At 64.1% G+C, this 18,181-nt stretch carries 16 protein-coding genes and 1 pseudogene; 5 read left to right on the forward strand and 12 right to left on the reverse strand.

What is annotated here, in order from left to right; translation table 11 throughout:
• Window positions 1–68: 68 nt before the first annotated feature.
• A complete protein-coding gene (locus H7X45_RS10560; protein WP_187334841.1) occupies window positions 69–869 on the reverse strand; it encodes a class II glutamine amidotransferase in 801 nt (266 codons plus the stop codon).
• Window positions 870–1,097: 228 nt separating this feature from the next.
• Here H7X45_RS10560 and H7X45_RS10565 point away from each other — a divergent pair, with 228 nt between their 5' ends.
• A complete protein-coding gene (locus H7X45_RS10565; protein ID WP_187334842.1) occupies window positions 1,098–2,954 on the forward strand; it encodes a M61 family metallopeptidase in 1,857 nt (618 codons plus the stop codon).
• Here H7X45_RS10565 and H7X45_RS10570 read toward each other — a convergent pair.
• Window positions 2,951–3,955 (reverse strand): mechanosensitive ion channel family protein, encoded by a 1,005-nt coding sequence (locus tag H7X45_RS10570; protein ID WP_187334843.1) that lies wholly within the window; start codon window positions 3,953–3,955, stop codon window positions 2,951–2,953. The two genes, H7X45_RS10565 and H7X45_RS10570, sit on opposite strands and share 4 nt — an antisense overlap.
• Window positions 3,949–5,577, reverse strand: a complete 1,629-nt coding sequence (locus H7X45_RS10575; RefSeq protein ID WP_187334844.1) for an FMN-binding glutamate synthase family protein — start codon at window positions 5,575–5,577, stop codon at window positions 3,949–3,951. The genes H7X45_RS10570 and H7X45_RS10575 overlap by 7 nt, the downstream gene beginning before the upstream one ends.
• 299 nt (window positions 5,578–5,876) lie before the next feature.
• On the opposite strand from H7X45_RS10575, the gene rlmB reads away from it, so the two are divergent.
• Together rlmB and H7X45_RS10585 are read left to right on the forward strand one after the other, a co-directional pair.
• Window positions 5,877–6,614 (forward strand): 23S rRNA (guanosine(2251)-2'-O)-methyltransferase RlmB, encoded by a 738-nt coding sequence (rlmB, locus tag H7X45_RS10580; RefSeq protein WP_187334845.1) that lies wholly within the window; start codon window positions 5,877–5,879, stop codon window positions 6,612–6,614.
• 5 nt (window positions 6,615–6,619) lie between these two features.
• Window positions 6,620–7,237 carry a DNA-3-methyladenine glycosylase family protein gene (locus tag H7X45_RS10585; protein WP_187334846.1) on the forward strand — a complete coding sequence of 206 codons (618 nt, stop codon included), beginning with the start codon at window positions 6,620–6,622 and terminating at the stop codon, window positions 7,235–7,237.
• Window positions 7,238–7,272: 35 nt separating this feature from the next.
• On the opposite strand, the gene H7X45_RS10590 is transcribed toward H7X45_RS10585, so the two are convergent.
• From H7X45_RS10590 to H7X45_RS10600, 3 genes are read right to left on the reverse strand one after another with little or no spacing between them, the layout of a single operon-like run.
• A complete protein-coding gene (locus tag H7X45_RS10590; protein WP_232343498.1) occupies window positions 7,273–7,797 on the reverse strand; it encodes a hypothetical protein in 525 nt (174 codons plus the stop codon).
• Between the two features lie 7 nt (window positions 7,798–7,804).
• Complete coding sequence (locus H7X45_RS10595) at window positions 7,805–9,352, reverse strand: ABC transporter permease/substrate-binding protein (RefSeq protein WP_187334847.1); 1,548 nt, start codon at window positions 9,350–9,352, stop codon at window positions 7,805–7,807.
• On the reverse strand, window positions 9,349–10,140 hold the full coding sequence (locus tag H7X45_RS10600; protein WP_187334848.1) for an ATP-binding cassette domain-containing protein: 792 nt from the start codon (window positions 10,138–10,140) through the stop codon (window positions 9,349–9,351). Before H7X45_RS10600 ends, H7X45_RS10595 begins: the two co-directional genes overlap by 4 nt.
• 142 nt (window positions 10,141–10,282) lie before the next feature.
• Between H7X45_RS10600 and H7X45_RS10605 the strand changes: the two genes are divergently transcribed.
• Complete coding sequence (locus H7X45_RS10605; protein WP_187334849.1) at window positions 10,283–11,092, forward strand: SDR family oxidoreductase; 810 nt, start codon at window positions 10,283–10,285, stop codon at window positions 11,090–11,092.
• 21 nt (window positions 11,093–11,113) lie between these two features.
• On the opposite strand, the gene dapD is transcribed toward H7X45_RS10605, so the two are convergent.
• Window positions 11,114–11,956, reverse strand: coding sequence for a 2,3,4,5-tetrahydropyridine-2,6-dicarboxylate N-succinyltransferase (dapD, locus tag H7X45_RS10610; RefSeq protein ID WP_187334850.1), 843 nt, complete (start codon window positions 11,954–11,956; stop codon window positions 11,114–11,116).
• Window positions 11,957–12,082: 126 nt separating this feature from the next.
• On the opposite strand from dapD, the gene H7X45_RS10615 reads away from it, so the two are divergent.
• Window positions 12,083–14,473 (forward strand): S8 family peptidase, encoded by a 2,391-nt coding sequence (locus H7X45_RS10615; protein WP_187334851.1) that lies wholly within the window; start codon window positions 12,083–12,085, stop codon window positions 14,471–14,473.
• 15 nt (window positions 14,474–14,488) lie between these two features.
• Here H7X45_RS10615 and H7X45_RS10620 read toward each other — a convergent pair whose 3' ends face one another.
• The 5 genes and pseudogenes from H7X45_RS10620 to sufC form a co-directional block, all read right to left on the reverse strand.
• Window positions 14,489–14,848 (reverse strand): HesB/IscA family protein, encoded by a 360-nt coding sequence (locus tag H7X45_RS10620; RefSeq protein ID WP_187334852.1) that lies wholly within the window; start codon window positions 14,846–14,848, stop codon window positions 14,489–14,491.
• 76 nt (window positions 14,849–14,924) lie between these two features.
• Complete coding sequence (locus H7X45_RS10625; RefSeq protein ID WP_187334853.1) at window positions 14,925–15,455, reverse strand: SUF system Fe-S cluster assembly protein; 531 nt, start codon at window positions 15,453–15,455, stop codon at window positions 14,925–14,927.
• A gap of 4 nt (window positions 15,456–15,459) precedes the next feature.
• Window positions 15,460–16,647, reverse strand: a complete 1,188-nt coding sequence (locus H7X45_RS10630; protein WP_187334854.1) for a cysteine desulfurase — start codon at window positions 16,645–16,647, stop codon at window positions 15,460–15,462.
• Window positions 16,644–17,390: a SufD family Fe-S cluster assembly protein gene (locus H7X45_RS10635; protein ID WP_187334855.1), complete on the reverse strand. Its 747-nt coding sequence runs from the start codon at window positions 17,388–17,390 to the stop codon at window positions 16,644–16,646. The genes H7X45_RS10630 and H7X45_RS10635 overlap by 4 nt, the downstream gene beginning before the upstream one ends.
• A pseudogene (gene sufC, locus H7X45_RS10640) lies at window positions 17,387–18,070 on the reverse strand (Fe-S cluster assembly ATPase SufC); the annotation flags it as partial. The gene H7X45_RS10635 and the pseudogene sufC, both read right to left, overlap by 4 nt.
• Window positions 18,071–18,181 lie beyond the last annotated feature (111 nt).

The following is an 18,181-nucleotide window of genomic DNA, read 5'->3' on the forward strand; positions in this document are numbered from 1 at the left end:
TATTTTCCTTTCGATCCTATCAATGGGCAGCGTTTCGGTGCCGTTACAAGAAACGGACAAGTCGCGCTTTAGCTGCGCGAGAGAATTGCGCCGTCCTTCAGCATCATGGAGGTTCCGCGGGCAAGCGGTTCCCAGCCCTCCGGATCGAGCGGGACCGAGGCGAACAGATGCAGCGGCCCGGAAATCGCGTCGATACTGGCACCGCGCGTTTTCCATTCATACCCGTGATGGCGCTCATCGAAACTGCGGATGCTCAGCCCCGGCTCGCGCGGCTCGGTCAGCCCGTCTTCGGTCTCGAAGCGCCGCCGGTCGGCATGGACGAACAGATACTCGCCGTCGAAGAACAGGAAGTTCGCGCTGCCCAGCTCACGCATCTCGGCGGCGAAGCGGGTGAAGATGTCGAAACGGGCCGCAGGCTCCACGGCTTCCGCTCGGCGCAGCCGGTCCAGCAGCAGCAGGAAAGCCAGCTCCGAATCCGTATCGCCGATCTTTTCCGCGATCAGGACCTGCGTATCATCCCGGTCCTCAAGCCCCGGCAGCCCGCCATTATGGGCAAAGGCGTGGCGCCGCCCGTGCTCCACGCGGTCAAACGGATGGGTATTGGCCAGCTCCGGCTTGCCCGCCGTCGCCCGGCGGACATGCGCCATCAGCTGCTTGCAAGGGCGTTCGTTGCGGACGACCATCTTGGTCAGCTCACTGGTGGCGGCGGGATCGGGTTCGCGAAACAGATAGGCGTCGCGGTCCAGCGCGAACAGAATTCCCCAGCCGTCGCGGTTACGATGCCGCTCCCCGCCTTCGGCCGCAAACAGATCGAGTTCATAGCAAACCCGCTGCGGCACCGACGCGCTCATCGCAAAAAGCTCACACATAGAGTTCGAAGTTCCTCTGGCCTGATCCGGAACGCGCGGACGCACGATAGTTTAGTTGATCTTGCCGTTCCCCGCACTGCGTCACAATAGGCTCGCGAGCCGGTTTCGATATAAATCTTGCCGGGCCTGAAGGGCCGAAATAGGTGAAAATTTGGGGCTGCTCTTCTTGCCTCCAAAATATTACGCGCCGGGCCCGCACAGCCGCCCCGGCCAGCCGGAAAGATGCCTGTGTCAAACCAGCAATCTGCAGACAGACAGCCCATCCAGCTGCGCGTCGATGCCACCGACATCGCGCGGGCCATCTTCTGGACCGAGCAGTCGCTCTCGGTTCGCGGCTATAAAGATCGGATCGTTCTTACACTGGCCAAATGGCTGCCCGCCTACCATGCGCCGCGCGGCGCGATCGATCGGCTCGCCGGGCTGCGGTTTCAGGCCGGCGGGACGGATTGCCGCTGGCACCGCGATCCGGATAACCCCTTCCACCTGATCGTCGAGCTGCCCGCAGGGGCCGAACAGCTCGACATCGCGCTCCAGTCGCTTTCGCCCACCGAGAGCAATCAGGGGCGGATCATGGTGAGCGATGAGATCCTGCGCTTTCATTGGGAAGAATGCCTGCTCTATCCGGCGGATGCGCCGATCGACACGATCATGGTGGAGCCGGTGCTGCGCCTTCCCGAAGGATGGGAATGGGCCTGCGCGCTGGAAGCGGCGCGCGAGGAGACGAATGGCTCGGACGCATCACTGCTGCATTTCGGCGCCGTCGATGTCCGCACGCTGATCGATTCCCCCGTGCTGGCGGGAGTCCATGCCCATCGCGAAACGCTGGATCAGGATATCGAGCTGCTGATCGTGGCCGATCGCGCGGACCTGCTGCCGCAAGGGCGCGACGAGCTGGAGTGCCACCGGCGGCTGGTGGCCGAAGCGGACGCGCTGTTCGGCCGTCGTCCGTTCGGCAAATATCATTTCCTGATGGCCTGTTCCGATCAGATCGGGCGCATGGGGCTGGAGCATGAATGCTGTAGCGAGGAAGGCGTGCGCGCAACCTATTTCAGCAACTGGGCAAGCTCGACCACGGAACGGGACCTGCTGCCGCACGAATTCGTCCACGCCTGGGTCGGCAAATACCGCGTTCCGGCGGGCAATTTCCAGCCCGACTTCAGCCGTATGACCAATGAGCTGATGTGGGTCTATGAGGGGCTGACCCAATATTATGGCCATGTGCTCGCCGCGCGCTGCGGCCTGATTTCCGCCGAGCTGACGCTTCAGGCCTTTGCCCTGATCTTCGCGACCTATGACGAGCGGCCCGGGCGCAGCTGGCGTCCGCTCGGCGACACGGACAATGATCCGATCTTCACCGCGCGGGAGAGCCAGCCCTGGCAAAGCTGGCAGCGCTCGGAAGATTATTATTCCGAAGGGCTTCTGATGTGGATGGAAGTGGATGTGACGATCCGTCAGGCTTCGGGCGGCACGCGCTCGCTGGACGATCTGATGCGCCGTTTCTTTGCGCCGCCGCACGGCGATGACCAGTGCCGACGCCTACCCCCGCGCCCCTATGACCGGGCCGATTTGATCACCGCGCTGCGCGATGTGCAGGACCATGATTGGGAAGCGTTCTTTGCCGAGCGCGTCGACAAGGTTACGCCTCATGCGCCCTATGTGGGGATCGAAAAGGGCGGGTACCGGATGGTCTGGTCAGACCGGCCCTCCGGCTGGCTTGCCGACGACCAGTCCCATCATTCCTATTTCGATTTCTCCTATTCGCTGGGCCTGAAAATGGGTCTCAATGCCAAGGTTATCGACGTCCTGTGGGACGGCCCGGCCTTCGCGGCCGGCGTCGTCAAAGGCATGCGCGTGCTTTCGGTGGACGGCACAACCTATTCGCATGCCGCCATGCAGGACGCGATCGACCGCTGCGCCGATGGCGGCGGGACGATCGAACTGGTGGTGGAGCGGCTGGGCCGGGTGAAGACGCTGGCGATCCACTGCCCGGTCGGCCAGCGCTATCCGTGGCTGAAGGCGGCTGAAGATAGCCCGCGCCTGCTGGACGCTATCCTCGAACCGCTATCCGAGGGTTCGGCGGCCTAGCCTTCAGGCCTTGCCGGCTTGTCCGCCACTTGGTCTGAAGGAGCCGCGCCGGGTGGCACAGCAGCCTTTTCGGGGGCCGGTACGCTCAGCTGACCGCTCAGGATCAGGTTCTGATAGGCGTAGGGAATCTCGATGCCGGCGGCATCGAACCGCTTTTTGACATTCTCCAGCAGGTCGTGCTCCACGCCTTTGGCGATGGCGGAATCGCGGCACCATGCGCGCAGCGACAGATCGACGCTAGACGCGCCGAGCGAGACGACCGGGCAACCGACCACCTCCAGCACGTCCTGATGCGCCTGCGCCAGCTCAAGGATGATAGCGCGCGCCTGCTCTATGTCGGAATTGTAGCCGATGGAGATGGTGGGCGACATCATCACCCTGGGGTCGATCGAGGAAAGGTTGATCATGATCTGGTTGGCGATGGTCCCGTTCGACAGAACGATGCGCCGATTGTCGAACGTCCGCAGCACCGTGTAACCCAGCGAAAGATTCTCCACGATCCCGGTTTCCAGCCCCGTCGGCGTGGTCAGTTGCAGGCGGTCCCCCCGCCGGAACGGCTTGTAGATCACCAGGCTGATACCGGACACGAGATTGCCGAGCGTCGATTGCGCGGCAAAGCCGATCACCACGGAGACGATGCTGACGCCCGCCAGCAGGGAGGTCGTCAGCTTGTTGAGCGCGGGCACCGCGTGGGAGAAAAGCAGCGCCAGTACGATCCACATGATGAACGTCACGAGATTCGAGATGAAGCTCAGCGTCATCCGATCGATATGCTCGTTCGGATCATGATCGATCAGCGTCTTGAGCGCGCGGCGCAGCAGCCTGCTCAAAACCAGCCCGAAAATCAGGAACAGGACGCCGAGCACCACCGCACCCCAGAAATGATGGGGGTTCACATAATGCGTCAGATCGGTCAGCGCCTTGGGCGCGCTGGCCACTTCAGGCGATGCTTTCGCCGCGGGCGTGGCGTTGCCCTTGGTGTTCAGAACCGATGCTAGCATAAGGAGGGTTTGAACGAATCCGGATTGGCCGCCCGCCAATATTCGGCAAAGGGCGTCGCGTCCGGCTCGCTCAGCAGCCGTCCTTCCTCCACCTCGTTCACGATCCGCGACCAGGGCACCATTTCCGCATTGTTCTTCCACTGGCGCAGATGATGCGGGGTGAACTCGTCCGGCGATTCCAGGCCGCAGGCGACGACGATGTCGTGCAGGCTGTCGAGCGTCTTTGACTGGAAATTGGCCACCCGCTGCGCCTTGTCCGGAATGACGAGGCCGCGTTGGCGCGCGGGCGAACTGGTCGCCACGCCTGTCGGGCAGGTGCCGGTGTGGCAGCGCAGCGATTGCACGCAGCCCAGCGAGAACATGAAGGCGCGCGCCGCATTGCACCAATTGGCACCCAGCGCGGCGTTCATGGCGATGGAGGAGCCGGAGAACACCTTTTCCGAAGCCGCCAGCTTGATCTTGCCCTTCAGCCCGGTGCCGATCAGCGCGTTGTTGACGTAATAAAGGCCGATGCGCAGCGGCAGGCCGACATGATCGGACAGCTCGAGCGGCGCAGCGCCGGTTCCGCCGCCCCCGCCGTCGACCACGATGAAATCGAGATAGATACCGCTGTCGAGCATCGCCTTGCAGATCGCAAAAACCTCATGCGGCATACCGACGCACAGCTTGATGCCGACCGGCTTTCCGCCCGAAAGATCGCGCATCTTGGCGGCGAACTCCAGCATTTCGCGCGGCGTAGAGAAGGCCGAATGGCCCGGCGGTGAAAGGCAATCCTCATGGGCCGGCACCTGGCGCGTATCGGCGATTTCCTGCGTGACCTTGGGCGCCGGCAGCAGGCCGCCATGGCCCGGCTTTGCGCCCTGGCTCAGCTTGATTTCGGTCATCTTGACCTGATCGTGCTGCGCCTTGTCCTGAAAGGCGTCCGGATCGAACGAGCCGTCTTTCTGGCGCGCGCCGAAATAGCCCGAGCCAAGCTCCCACACGATGTCGCCGCCATGTTTCAAGTGATAGGGCGAGAGACCACCCTCGCCCGTATCATGGTAGAAATCGCCGATCTTGGCGCCGAGGTTCAGCGCCTCGATCGCATGGCTGCCGAGCGCGCCGAAGCTCATGGCGCTGATGTTCAGCCGGGCCGCGTCATAAGGCTTGCTGCACTGGTCCGTTCCCACATGCACGCGCGTGCGCTTCGGCGCATTGGGGTTCGGATTGATCGAATGGCACAGCGCCTCATATTCTTCGGAATAGACGTCCAGTTCGGTGCCGAAAGGATGCGCGTCCTCCTGCTTTTTCGCGCGCGCGTAGACGAGCGAGCGGGACACGCGGTCGAACGGGCGGCCTTCCAGCGGGCCTTCCACGATATAGCTGCGCAGGAACGGGCGAAGATCTTCGAACAGCCAGCGGAAACGGGCGGACAGCGGATAATTGCGGCGCAGCGAATGCTTGGACTGCGCCAGATCCCAGATCGCGACCAACAGCAGCGGCGCGAACAGAATGAGCGCCCAGAAGAAGCCTGGCGAAACCCAAACTCCCAGCGCCACCGTCGCGGCCACCAGCAGAAGAGGCAACCAGAAGCCGAGATTTCTCTCCAGGCCGCCGTCAGCAACCAGACCGCGAAGCACCATGCAGGATATCCTCAAACTTTTCTAGGAAATGGACGAACTGACTTTTGTTTAGAAAGCATTCGCGCACCTTAGTAAACCGCCGTTGACATGGCGGGACATGCCGATCCGGAATGCCGCTTTATAGGACGCAATTGCGGGACGTTCGTTCCTGGAACAACGGCAATAGACGCGCTCTTTGTGCAGTTCGGCCAGCGAACCTGCGCAAAAGCGCGCGCTTCCCAAACCGGCCGCGATACGTCATTGCGGCAGCACCCCTGGGCAGAACATGCAGTCGCCCATAATGACGATGGAGTAATTTCATGGCCAAGCGCGGACGCGCCCGCAAGGAAGCCCGGCGGGGCCTGCCGCATTTCTATGGCCGCCACGCGGTCGAAGCGGCGCTCGATAATCCCGATCGCGACGTGCGCAAGCTGTTCCTGACGCGCGAGGCGGCGGCGACGCTGGAGATACCGGACGGCATCCCTGTCCAGTTTTGCGAGGTGACCGATCTCGCCCGCCATGTGCCCAAAGACGCGCCGCATCAGGGCATGGTGGCCGAAGTCGCGCCGTTGGAAGACCTGCTGCTGGGTGATGTGCTGGATGCGGGCGAGCGGGCGACGCTCCTCTTTCTCGATCAGGTGACCGATCCGCACAATGTCGGCGCGATCTTCCGCTCGGCTGCCGCGTTCGATGCGGTGGCGGTGGTGACGCAGGACCGGCATGCCCCGCCCGAAAGCGGCGTGGTCGCCAAGGCAGCGTCCGGCGCGCTGGAGCTGGTGCCGTGGATCCGGGTCGTGAACCTGTCGCGCGCGCTCGAAGAAGCGGCGGAGGCAGGATATTGGCGCATCGGTCTGGCAGGCGAGTCGGACGCGCTGCTGGCGGACGCGCTCACGCCGGGGCGCAACGCGCTCGTCCTCGGCGCGGAGGGCGAAGGCCTGCGCCACAATGTGGGCGAGCATTGCGATACGCTGGCGAAGCTGCCGATTTCCGAGCGGATGGAGAGCCTGAACGTCTCGAACGCCGCCGCGATCGCGCTCTACGCCGCGGCGCAGCGCTAAGGCCGATGGGCCTCACCGCGCAGCAGATCGCCGCCTCGCTCGATGCGCTGGGCGCGCGCGAACCGAAAGTGGCTGCGGCGGTGGAAGCGGCCGGCTATCCGACCCCGCGCATTCGCGAGCGCGGCTATGCAACGCTCCTGCGCACCATCGTCGGCCAGCAGGTGAGCGTCGCCGCCGCGGCCTCGGTCTGGAACAAGCTGGAGGCCGCGCTCGGCCCCGGCTGCCCGCCGAATGCGCTGATCGCGCAAGATAACGATACATTGCGCGCCTGCGGCCTCTCCCGGCAGAAACAAGGCTATGCCCGATCGCTGGCCGAGCTGATCCTGTCGGAAGACCTTCCGCTTGATGCGTTGCCGGCGGATGACGAGGAAGCGATCGCCTATCTTACCCGCGTCAAAGGCATCGGGCGCTGGTCTGCCGAAATTTACCTGCTTTTCGCCGAAGGCCGCCTGGACATATGGCCCGCCGGCGACCTCGCGGTGCAGGCGGGGCTGCACAAGATTATGGGGCTGGAAGCGCGCCCCAGCGAAAAACAGGCCCGCGCCCTCGCCGAAGACTGGTCGCCCCACCGCGGCGCCGCAGCGCTGCTGACCTGGCACGTTTACAACAATCCGGCCCTGTAAGTCCCGTGACGACGACGGCTTTGCCGGGGCTCCGTCTATTCGATCGGCGGGAGCACGCCGGGGTTCAGGCGCTTCACTTCCTGAAGGAAGCTTTTGGGCTTCTTCCAGAACTTCGTCTTCTCGTTGATCCGCAGTCCTGCCGATTTCGCCATGGCGGCAATGAAGTGGACGCAATTGGCATCGTTCAGATCGTAGCTCGGCTGCTTGGCGGCGGCCCAGCGGCGGACCTCCATGATCAGCGCGCGATATTGCGCATCGCTCAGCCGCACCGAAAATTGCGCGTCGCTATCGTCGATATAGCTCTGCTTGGCGACATCCAGCCGCCCTTTCACGCGCCCGAGCAAAATCGCCGGGCTGATCGACTTGGCGGTGAAGCCGAAATTATCATGCACCGTCTGGCCTGCGGGGTCGGTGCCGTCCAGCTTCACGAAGGCGTGCGGGAAGCTGCCGCCGAAATCCTGGCTGTAGAAGGTGGCGACCACTTCCGCCTGGGCAGCGGCGGGAAGGCCGAAAGCAAGTGAAAGGGCCAGCCCGAACGCGGCGAACCATTTGCGAAACATCACGAGATTACTCCTCGATACCGGTTTGTGCGAGGAGCCATCGCGCCGCTTCTTCGGGCGTCGCCTTATCCTCGTCGCGATCGACCATGTAATTGGCGCGGCGCATCAGGTCGACGTTTATCGCGCCTATCAGCGGCTGCAACGCCGCAATGAAACGGGCATCATCGGCATATTCAGGCGCCACCATCAGGATCGCATCGTAATTGGGAAGGACACCCTTGGGGTCCTCCAGCGTCACGAAATTCTCCTTCGCGATGCGCCCGTCGGAGGTGAACGCGCTGATCGCATCGACCTGCCCGCTCGCCAGCGCTGCATACATGAAGGTGGGATCATAAGACCGCAGCGAAGCGAAGCGGATCGGATAGGCCGCCTTCAGCTGCGCCCATTCGGGCCGTTCCAGAAAATCGAGGTCCGCACCGAAGTTCAGCCCCGGCGACCGGCGCGCGAGATCGTCCAATGTGCGCAGGCCGCCATCCGCCTCCTTCTGCCGCACAGCGATGGCATAGGCGTTCTCGAACCCGAGCGCACCGACCAGCTTGATGCCGTAGGTTTCGGCCACCCATTTCGCGATCGCGTCACGCATCGCATCGCGCGGGATGGGCTTTTCGCGGTTCATCTCATTGGCCCAGATGGTGCCGGCATAATCGACATAGGCATCGACCGAACCGGTGGTGAGCGCCTTGAACACCACGCCCGAACCCAGCCCTTCCTTATATTCAACGCGGTAGCCGGCGCGTTCGAGCTGAATGCCGACCACGCGGGCCAGGATATATTGCTCGGTAAACGCCTTGGCACCGACCGTGACGATGGGGCGATCGTCGCCAGAGGGGATCAACCGCGGCGCCAGCGCGGCGAGCAGGCCTGCGGCGATGAGGCCGAGTGCGAGCCATATCTTCCATCGGCTGCGCTGCGCGATGCCGCGCTGGATTAGGCCGAGCAACTGGTCGGTCACTAGCGCGAGCCCTGCGGAGGCGATGCACCCGGCGAGCACCAGCGTGAAATTCTGCGTCTGCAAGCCTGCGAAGATAAGATCGCCCAGGCTGGTCTGTCCCACCGTGGTCGCCAGCGTCGCGATGCCGATGGTCCAAACCGCCGCGGTGCGAATGCCGGCCATGATCGTGGGCGCAGCAAGCGGGGCCTCCACCCAGCGCAGCTTCTGCCACGGCGTCATGCCCACCCCGTCCGCAGCCTCCGTCATGGCGGGCGCAACGCCTGTTATCCCGGTCACCGAATTGCGAATGATGGGGAGAAGCGCATAGAGGGTCAGCGCCATCAACGCCGGCAGGAACCCGAGCGGCGTCAGCCAGTCTCCGGTGACCGAACGCAGCGCGAGCAGCAGCGGATAGAACAGCGCCAGCAGCGCCAGCGTGGGAATGGTCTGCACGATCGAGGCGATGGTGAGCACCACCCCTGCCACCCGTTCGCTGCGCGACGCCCAGATCGACAGCGGCACGCTGACCAGGATCGCAAGGACCAATGCGGCGAGACACAGTTCGACATGCGCGGCCAGCAGCGTCGGCACGCGCGCAAAGGCATCGGCCCAACGCCCGCTCATGATGCCGCCCCGTTTTTCCGGCGCTGTTCCAGCTCCACCAGCCGTTCGGCCTGGGCACGCGGCACCGCAATCAGCGCCTCCGCCTCATCGGCCTGACGCTCATTCAGCATGGCGGCGGGCGGCGCGTCAGCGACGATGCGGCCGCCGGACATCACCAGGATGCGGTCCGCCAGCAGCAGCGCTTCGGCCATATCGTGCGTCACCATGATGGTGGTAAGGCCGAGCCGATCGTGCAGCGCGCGATAGGCCTCGCCCAGATTGTCGCGCGTGACCGGATCGAGCGCGCCGAAGGGTTCGTCCATCAGCATGAGGCCGGGCTCTCCGGCGAGAGCGCGGGCGACGCCGACGCGCTGCGCCTGTCCGCCCGAAAGCGCGGCGGGGCGGCGACCGGCAAAATCGCGCGGCAGTTCCACGAGATCGAGCAGTTCGCCGACATCGCTGCCGCGCGCGCCTTCGATCCGCTGCCCGATCAGGATATTCTCACGCACCGTCATGTGCGGGAACAGTCCGATATTCTGAAAAACATAGCCGATCGTGCGGCGCAGCGCATAGGGCTCGCGCCCCGCCACCGGTTCTTCTCCGACCAGCACCTGACCGTCGGTGGGATCGACGAGCCGGTTCACCGTCTTCAGCAGCGTCGATTTGCCGGAACCCGATTGCCCGACGAGCGCGACGAAGCTGCCCGCCTCGATGGTGAGCGAGACATCGTCCACCGCCGAGACGGCACCATAGTTTTTCGTGACGCCGTCGAACCTTACCGACGGACCGGTGGTCCTGCCTTCGCGCATAGCGGCGCATAGTGGAGATGCGCACACGGGCTGGCAATGGGGAATGACCCGGAACGAGCAAAGGCGAAGTTGATGCTTCGACATCGAGGGGAATCGCGTATAGGTTCGGAAAAAGAACCCATCGCCTTAGGAGTGAGCCGCCATGAGAGATCGCAAAATCCTGTTCGTCACCGGTGCCGCTTCGGGCATTGGGCGCGAAGTAGCGCGCTATTTTTGCGAGCGCGGCTGGTTTGCCGGATTGACCGATGTGAACGAGGCGGGCCTGGCCGAAACCGCCGCCATGATCGGCGAAGAGAATTGCTGGACGCATCCGCTCGACGTTACCGATCGCGACGCTTGGACCCGCGTGATCGAGGCTTTCTCGCAGCGCACCGAGGGGCGCATGCATCTTCTCTTCAACAATGCCGGCATCGGGCAGGGCGGCCGGTTCGAGGAGATGGACCCGGCCGATATCGACAAGCTGGTCGCGATCAATTTCACCGGCGTGATGAACGGCACCCAGGCTGCGTTCGATCTTCTGAAGGCATCACCGGGCGCTTGCATCCTCAACACCTCGTCCGCGTCCGGCATCTACGGATCGGCCGGGCTCAGCGTTTACAGCGCCACCAAATTCGCGGTGCGCGGCCTGACCGAGGCCTGGGACATCGAATTTGCGTCGCACAATATCCGGGTTCGCTCGCTGATGCCCGGCTTCATCGATACCGGCATTCTGTCCGCGGTCGGCGAAGACAGCAATCAGACCGGCAAGGAACGGCTGCAAGCCGCGGGGATCGAGGTCAGCCCCGTTTCCATGATCGGGCCTGCGGCATGGGACGCTGTTCATGGCAATGCCGTACATACGCCGGTAAACAAGATGGCGCGGCAGCTTATGTTTGCAGCGCGCTTTTTCCCCGGCCGCGTGCGCAAGCGCATGGGGCTGTTGAACGGACTGGATGAGGCCGCCGAAGACTGAGCGTCTCGGCGCCGGGCGGCCTCAGTCGCGTAGCAATTCGTTGATCCCGGTCGATGCGCGGGTCTTTGCGTCCACCGTCTTGACGATCACCGCGCAGGCAAGGCCTGGGCCGGGCGTGCCGTCCGCCATCGGCTTGCCGGGCAGGCTGCCGGGTACGACCACCGAATAAGGCGGAATATGCCCGCGGATGACGTCGCCCGTCTCACGCACCACGATCTTGGTCGACTGGGTGATGAACACGCCCATCGAGATTACCGAACCTTCGCCGACGATAACGCCTTCGACCACCTCGGACCGCGCACCGACGAAACAGTTGTCGCCGATGATCGTGGGGTTCGCCTGTAGCGGCTCGAGCACGCCGCCGATGCCCGCACCCGCCGAGATGTGGCAGTTCTTGCCCACCTGCGCGCAGGAGCCGACCGAGGCCCAGGTATCGACCATCGTGCCCTCGCCGACATGCGCGCCCAGGTTCACGAAGCTCGGCATCAGAACCGCGCCCTTGCCGATAAAGGCACCGCGGCGCACGAAGCTGCCGGGCACCGCGCGGATGCCCGCCGTCTTGAAATCGTCCGCCGTCCAGCCGGCGAACTTGCTGGGCACCTTGTCCCACCAGACCGCACCGCCCGGCCCGCCGTCGATAATCTCCATGTCGTTAAGACGGAAGGACAGCAGCACCGCTTTCTTCAGCCACTGATTGACCGTCCAACCGTCACCGTCCCGCTCGGCCACACGCATGCTGCCGTCGTCCAGCCCGGAGAGCGCCGCGTTCACCGCCTCGCGCACCTCACCCCCGGTTGAAGCCGACAGCGAATCGCGATCGTCCCAGGCCTGTTCGATGATGGGCTGCAACTGTTCGGCGTTCATGGGCGTCTCCTTTATGGCGGCCCGCCGATACCGGGCCAACCGGGCGGCGGCAAGCCGGGGTTGGAAAAGTTCACCATGTGTTCACGCCTTCCCGCTTAGCTGCGACCCGTCGATAAGGGAGTTGGTATGAGGAAATCGGCTTTTCGCAGCTTTGCCGGCGGCGTTTCCGTCCTGACCGTTTCGCTTGCTCTGGCCGCTTGCGGAGGCAGTGGATCGGGCGGTCCGTCCGCGCAACTGCCGGCTCCGCCGCCGCCCAGCCCGGCCCCTGCACCGCCTCCTCCTCCGCCGCCTCCCCCACCGCCGCCAACCGGCAATCTTGATTTCGACACGGCCGAATTCCGCCGCTCGGACGGCCCGGCTTATCACAATGCGGTGACCGCCTATCAGAAGGGCGCGACCGGCCAGGGTGTCACCATCGGCGTGATCGATACCGGTATCGATCCGAACAGCCATGAATTTGCCGGGCGGATCGTTTCCGCCTCACGCGATGTTGCGGGCAATCGCGGTCTCGGGGACGACGATGGCCATGGCAGCGCGGTGACGCGCGTGGCCGCCGCCGCGAAGGACAACCGCGACATCATGGGCATTGCCTTCAACGCCAGCATTCTCGCCTTGCGTGCGGACACGCCTGGCAGCTGCACCGCCACATCCGGCAATGCTGACGAGGCGGGATGTCTTTTCACCGACTCAGCTATCGCGAACGGCATTAATGTGGCCCGGCAGACCGGTGCGCGAGTCATCAACCTTTCGCTCGGCGGGGAGGGCCGCATTGGCGGCTCACTCGCCAACGCCATCCGCCTGGCGAGCGAGGCAGGCATCGTTCTCATCGTTTCGGCGGGGAATGAATTCGGCAAGGATCAGCCGGATTATGATCCGAACAATCCCAGTCCCTTCGCCCAGTCAATCCTGTCTGCGGGCGGATCCAATGTGATCATCGCGACGTCCGTCGATGATTCCAGCCGCATCTCCAGCTTCAGCAACCGCGCCGGCGTTTCGCAGGCTTCGGTGTTATCCGCGCTCGGCAGCGGGATTTGCTGCGCCTATGAAGACGATTCCATCAAGACCACGGTTCGCAATGGCCAGACCTTCATCACCGTGTTCAACGGCACCAGCTTCGCCGCCCCGCAGATCAGCGGCGCGGCGGCGCTGCTCGCGCAGGCCTTTCCGAACCTAACCGGCGCACAGATCGTCGATATCCTGCTGCGCAGCGCGCGCGATGCCGGTGTAAGCGGCACGGACGATGTCTATGGCCGCGGCATCTTAGACATCGCCGCCGCCTTCCAGCCGCAGGGCACCACCTCGCTTGCCGGCACGGGCACCGTCGTAGCACTCGGCGCGAGCGCCGGCACGACATCCGGCGCGATGGGCGATGCAGGCACCGCGGGCGCGCGGCTGGAGACGGTCGTGCTGGACGGATACAAGCGCGCTTACAATGCCGATATCGGCCATGGTCTGTCTGGCAGCGCACCCTCTTACAAACTCACCGGCGCACTGACCGATCGCGGCCGCTCCGTCTCGATGGCGGCCGGCCCGGTGGCGATCGCCTTTGCGGTGGCACCGCAGGCGGACGGCACCGCGCGGATCGATCCGCTGCAGTTGCGCGGGGCTGAAGGCGAGCAGGCAAGACTTCTTGCCGGGCGCATCGCAGCCAAACTCTCGCCGGACCTGTCGGTCAGCTTCGGCATATCGCAGCAGGCCAGCGGGCAGGTCGCCGCACTGCAGGGGGCGGAGCGCCCGGCCTTTCTGGTCGGCGAAGATGCGGCGAGCTCCACAGGCTTTATCGCACGACCCGACGCCTCGGTGGCGGTGCGGCGGCAAATCGGCCGGTTCGGCCTGACGCTGAGCGGAGAGAGCGGCGAGCAATCCTTGTGGGAAGACGGCGTCCCCGGCAGTCTGGTCGGGCGCTATCGCGACTATGGCTATAATCGCTTCGGCGCGGCGCTGGACCGGCGTTTTGGAAACCTCACCGCCACACTCGGCGCAGATTGGCTCGGTGAAAGCGAGACGGTGCTTGGCGCACGTTTTTCCGACGCGATCGGGCGCGGCGGCGCATCCAGCCTTTTCCTCGACGCAGGACTCGCATGGGAGCCGGGCGATGATTGGCAGCTGGCTGCAAACTGGCGGCAAGGCTGGACCCGGGCGCTCGCCACGCAGACGGTGACTGGCACCGGCATCTTGCAATCGAGCGCCTTCAACCTCGATCTTTCGAAATCACGCCTGTTCACCGGCGACGATCAGATCGCCTTTCGCTTCGCGCAGCCGCTGCGGGTAAGCGCTGGAGGCATCGATCTCAATCTGCCGAGCGCCTATGACTATGCCACCGGCGGGACCAGCTACGCCGTCCAGCGCCTCAATCTCGCGCCGCAGGGGCGAGAGCTGGTAAGTGAAATGAGCTATCGCGCAGGCCTATGGGACGGGATCGTCAGCGCCAATCTGTTCTGGCGGCAGCAGCCCGGCCATTATGAAGCAGCGCCCGACGATCTGGGCGCTGCGGTGCGTTACTCGCTGAAATTCTAACGCGCAGTCGGCGGCTCAGACCATGAAGCTTTCGCCGCAGCCGCACGCGCCCTTGGCGTTGGGGTTCTGGAAGGTGAAGCCTGCCTGAAAATCGTCCTCGGTCCAGTCCATCGTCGATCCGACGAGGTACAGCACCGATGCGCCATCGACATAGAAGGTGCCTCCAGGCGTTTCGATCTTCTCGTCGAACTTCGATTCCTCGTTCACATAATCGACCGAATAAGCGAGGCCCGAACAGCCGCGGCGCGGAGTGGACAGCTTCACGCCGATGGCATCGTCCGGCGCGTTCGCCATCAGCTCGGCAATGCGTGTTTCGGCGGCCGGCGTCAGCGTGAGCGCCGCGGGGCGCTGGCGGGTTTTCGTTTCGGTGGTCATGATATTCACCTCAAATCCGTGGGGGCTGAGCTTTCAATTTGTCTAGCCAGTCCGAAGTCTCGTTTCGGACGGACGCTTACAGCATTCCCAGTTCCAGCTTGGCGTCGTCGGTCATCTTCTGCGGGTCCCATGGCGGATCCCAGACCAGGTTCACTTCGGCATGGCCGACACCGGGAACAGAGCCGACCTGCAACTCGATTTCGCCGGGCATCGATTCCGCGACGGGGCAATGCGGCGTGGTGAGCGTCATCGTCACGACCGCATGGCCATCGTCGGTCACCTCGACATTATAGATCAGGCCGAGGTCATAGATATTCACCGGAATTTCCGGATCGTAGATGCTCTTCAGCGTCTCGATGATCGCCTCGTAGAGATCGCTGCCAGGCTCACCCTTCGGCTGCTCGGCGGGTTTCTGCGCCAGGAAGCCTTCGAGGTAATCGCGCTTGCGGCCGAGTTTGGCGGCATCGCTTTCACCATCGAAGGGAGAAGGGGCGGCAACCTTGCCATCGTCTTCCACGTCCGAAGCGGGCGCGTCGTCCACACGGGCCTTGGGCGGCTCTGCGGCGCGCTCCACCTCTTCGGTGCGAAATTTGCTCTGCTCGTTCATATGCTCACCCGAAAATCTTTCTCACGCGCTCGACGCCGCGCACCAGCGCCTCCACGTCGCTTTCATCCGAATACACCCCGAAGCTGGCGCGCGCTGTCGCAGGGACATTCAGCGCCTCCATCAGCGGCTGGCAGCAATGATGGCCGGCACGGATCGCCACGCCTTCTTCGTCCAATATGGTGGCGACATCGTGCGGATGCACCCCCTCCACCGCGAAGCTGACGATCCCGACGCCATCGTTGGGGCCGAACAGGGAAACGCTGTTCACCTGGCCCAGCGCCTCGCGCGCCTTGGCCGCCAAGCGACGTTCGTGCCGCTCGATCGCATCGACGCCGATGGCGTTCACATAATCGATCGCCGCGTGCAGCCCAGCGGCGCCTACGATATGCGGCGTGCCCGCTTCGAACCGGCCCGGCGCGGGGGCGTAGGTGGTGCCTTCAAAGCTGACCTTGTCGATCATCGATCCGCCGCCCTGCCAGGGGGGCATCGCATTCAGGATGTCACCCTTGGCCCAAAGCACGCCGATGCCGGTGGGACCGTAAAGCTTGTGGCCGGAGAAGACGTAGAAGTCGCAGTCCATCGCCTGCACATCGATAGCAAGGCGAGGCGCGGACTGGCAGCCGTCGAGCAGCAGCTTCGCGCCCACCTTGTGCGCCAGATCGGCGGCACGGCGCGCGTCGAGCACGCTGCCGAGCGAATTGGAAAGGTGGCAGAGCGCGACCAGCTTGTGCCGCTCGGTAAGGTTGGCTTCCACCCAATCGAGATCGATATGGCCGTCTTCGGTGAGCGGCGCGACGTCGATCGTCGCGCCCACGCGCTCGGCCAGCATCTGCCAGGGCACGATGTTCGAATGATGCTCGAGCACGGACAGCATGATGCGGTCGCCATCACCAAGGTTTGCCTGCCCCCAGCTGTCGGCCACGAGGTTCACCGCCTCGGTCGCCCCGCGTACGAACACGCATTCGTCGGGGCTAGCCGCACCGATGAAATCGGCAGCCGCCTTGCGCGCCGCTTCATAGCGCAGCGTCATGTCCGACGAGCGCCGGTAAACGCCGCGGTGCACGGTGGCGTAATCCTCGCCATAATTGCGCGCGATCGCGTCGATCACCGCTTGCGGCTTCTGCGCCGTGGCCGCGGTGTCGAGATAGTGCCAGTCCTGCGGCAGGCCGGGAAAGTCGGCGCGGACGTTCAACGCAAATTCTCCAGCGCGGCCTGCGCCTTGGCCTCCAGCGCCTCGCGCGCTTCATCATCATCGATGGAAACGAACGCATCGGAAATGAACGCCTGCAGCATCAGGCGGCGTGCGGTTTCCGGCGGCAGACCGCGCGTGCTCATGTAGAACAACGCCTGTTTGTCGAGCTCGCCAACCGTCGCGCCATGCGCGCACTTCACGTCGTCGGCAAAAATCTCCAGTTGCGGCACCGCATTGGCGGTTGCGCCGCGATCGAGCAGCATGGACTTCACCGACTGTTCGGCATCGGTCCGCTGCGCATCGCGCGCCACGCCGATCTTGCCGAGGAAGCTGCCGGTGGCCTTGTCCGCCAGCACGCTGCGCACCGTCTGGTTGGACGTACCTTCGGGTTCGACATGTTCGACGTCGGTGACGATTTCGAGCACCTGGGTGCCCTTCGCCAGCATCGCGCCGCCCAGCTCGAAATGTGCGCCCTTGCCCAGCTTCGCAGCAATCTCGACCCGGCCATAATCTCGGCCCGCGAGCACGCAGTGCAGATCGAACCGCGCGCCGTCCGCGATCGTCACGTCATAGCGCAGAATGCCGGATGCGGGCAGCTCATCGATGCGCAGCCGCTCATGCCCGTTCTCGGGCACATGCAGCGTTTCGGCAGGCTCCAGATCGGCCCAGACGCGGGAGACCGCATCGAGATCGGAATAGCGCCAGGCTTCGTCGCGCTTGGTGGGGAGGGTTTGTGCGTTCACGCCGCCACCACTTCATAGCCTTCGTCTTCGAGCCGCAGGGCCAGTTCCGGTCCGCCGGTCTTCACGATCTGGCCCTTGGCGAGCACGTGCACGAAGTCCGGCTTCACGATTTCCAGAAGGCGCTGATAGTGCGTGATTAAAAGCACGCCCTTATCGGGCTTACGCATGATGCTGTTGATGCCCTCGCCCACGGTGCGCAGCGCATCGATATCCAGGCCGCTGTCGGTCTCGTCCAGGATGGCGAGCTTGGGGTCGATCACGCCCATCTGCACCATCTCGTTGCGCTTCTTTTCGCCGCCCGAAAAGCCGACGTTCACCGCGCGCTTCATCATATCCATGTCCATCTTCAGCAGCGCCGCCTTTTCGCGCGCCACCTTCAGGAATTCGCCGCCCGACAGCGGATCCTGCCCACGCACCGCACGCTGCGCATTCACCGCCTCGCGCAGGAACTGCACGTTGGACACGCCGGGAATCTCGACCGGATATTGAAAGCCAAGAAACAGCCCCGCCGCGGCCCGCTCATGCGGGTCCAAGTCGAGCAGGTCCTGCCCGTCGAACGTGACGCTGCCCTGGGTGGCTTCATAGCCGGGACGCCCGCCGAGCACATAGCCCAGCGTCGACTTGCCCGCGCCGTTCGGCCCCATGATCGCATGGACCTCGCCCGGATTGATTTCGAGGCTGAGCCCGCGAAGGATTTCGGTGTCGCCAACGGAGGCGTGAAGATTGTCGATTTTAAGCATGGGATACTTTCGGGAGAGCGTTGTTTTGTTCTGAAGCGCTGTCGGGAGAAA

The sequence above is a fragment of the Novosphingopyxis iocasae genome (assembly GCF_014334095.1).
Taxonomy (GTDB): Bacteria; Pseudomonadota; Alphaproteobacteria; order Sphingomonadales; family Sphingomonadaceae; genus Novosphingopyxis; species Novosphingopyxis iocasae.

Bases quoted from the DNA above. Each gene is read 5' to 3' on its own strand.
- H7X45_RS10625 (WP_187334853.1), bottom strand. From the start codon at position 15,455: ATGAACGAGCAGAGCAAATTTCGCACCGAAGAGGTGGAGCGCGCCGCA.
- H7X45_RS10575 (WP_187334844.1), bottom strand. From the start codon at position 5,577: ATGGTGCTTCGCGGTCTGGTTGCTGACGGCGGCCTGGAGAGAAATCTC.
- H7X45_RS10560 (WP_187334841.1), bottom strand. From the start codon at position 869: ATGTGTGAGCTTTTTGCGATGAGCGCGTCGGTGCCGCAGCGGGTTTGC.
- H7X45_RS10570 (WP_187334843.1), bottom strand. From the start codon at position 3,955: ATGCTAGCATCGGTTCTGAACACCAAGGGCAACGCCACGCCCGCGGCG.
- H7X45_RS10595 (WP_187334847.1), bottom strand. From the start codon at position 9,352: ATGAGCGGGCGTTGGGCCGATGCCTTTGCGCGCGTGCCGACGCTGCTG.
- H7X45_RS10600 (WP_187334848.1), bottom strand. From the start codon at position 10,140: ATGCGCGAAGGCAGGACCACCGGTCCGTCGGTAAGGTTCGACGGCGTC.
- dapD (WP_187334850.1), bottom strand. From the start codon at position 11,956: ATGAACGCCGAACAGTTGCAGCCCATCATCGAACAGGCCTGGGACGAT.
- H7X45_RS10605 (WP_187334849.1), top strand. From the start codon at position 10,283: ATGAGAGATCGCAAAATCCTGTTCGTCACCGGTGCCGCTTCGGGCATT.
- H7X45_RS10585 (WP_187334846.1), top strand. From the start codon at position 6,620: ATGGGCCTCACCGCGCAGCAGATCGCCGCCTCGCTCGATGCGCTGGGC.
- H7X45_RS10615 (WP_187334851.1), top strand. From the start codon at position 12,083: ATGAGGAAATCGGCTTTTCGCAGCTTTGCCGGCGGCGTTTCCGTCCTG.
- H7X45_RS10590 (WP_232343498.1), bottom strand. From the start codon at position 7,797: ATGTTTCGCAAATGGTTCGCCGCGTTCGGGCTGGCCCTTTCACTTGCT.
- rlmB (WP_187334845.1), top strand. From the start codon at position 5,877: ATGGCCAAGCGCGGACGCGCCCGCAAGGAAGCCCGGCGGGGCCTGCCG.
- H7X45_RS10620 (WP_187334852.1), bottom strand. From the start codon at position 14,848: ATGACCACCGAAACGAAAACCCGCCAGCGCCCCGCGGCGCTCACGCTG.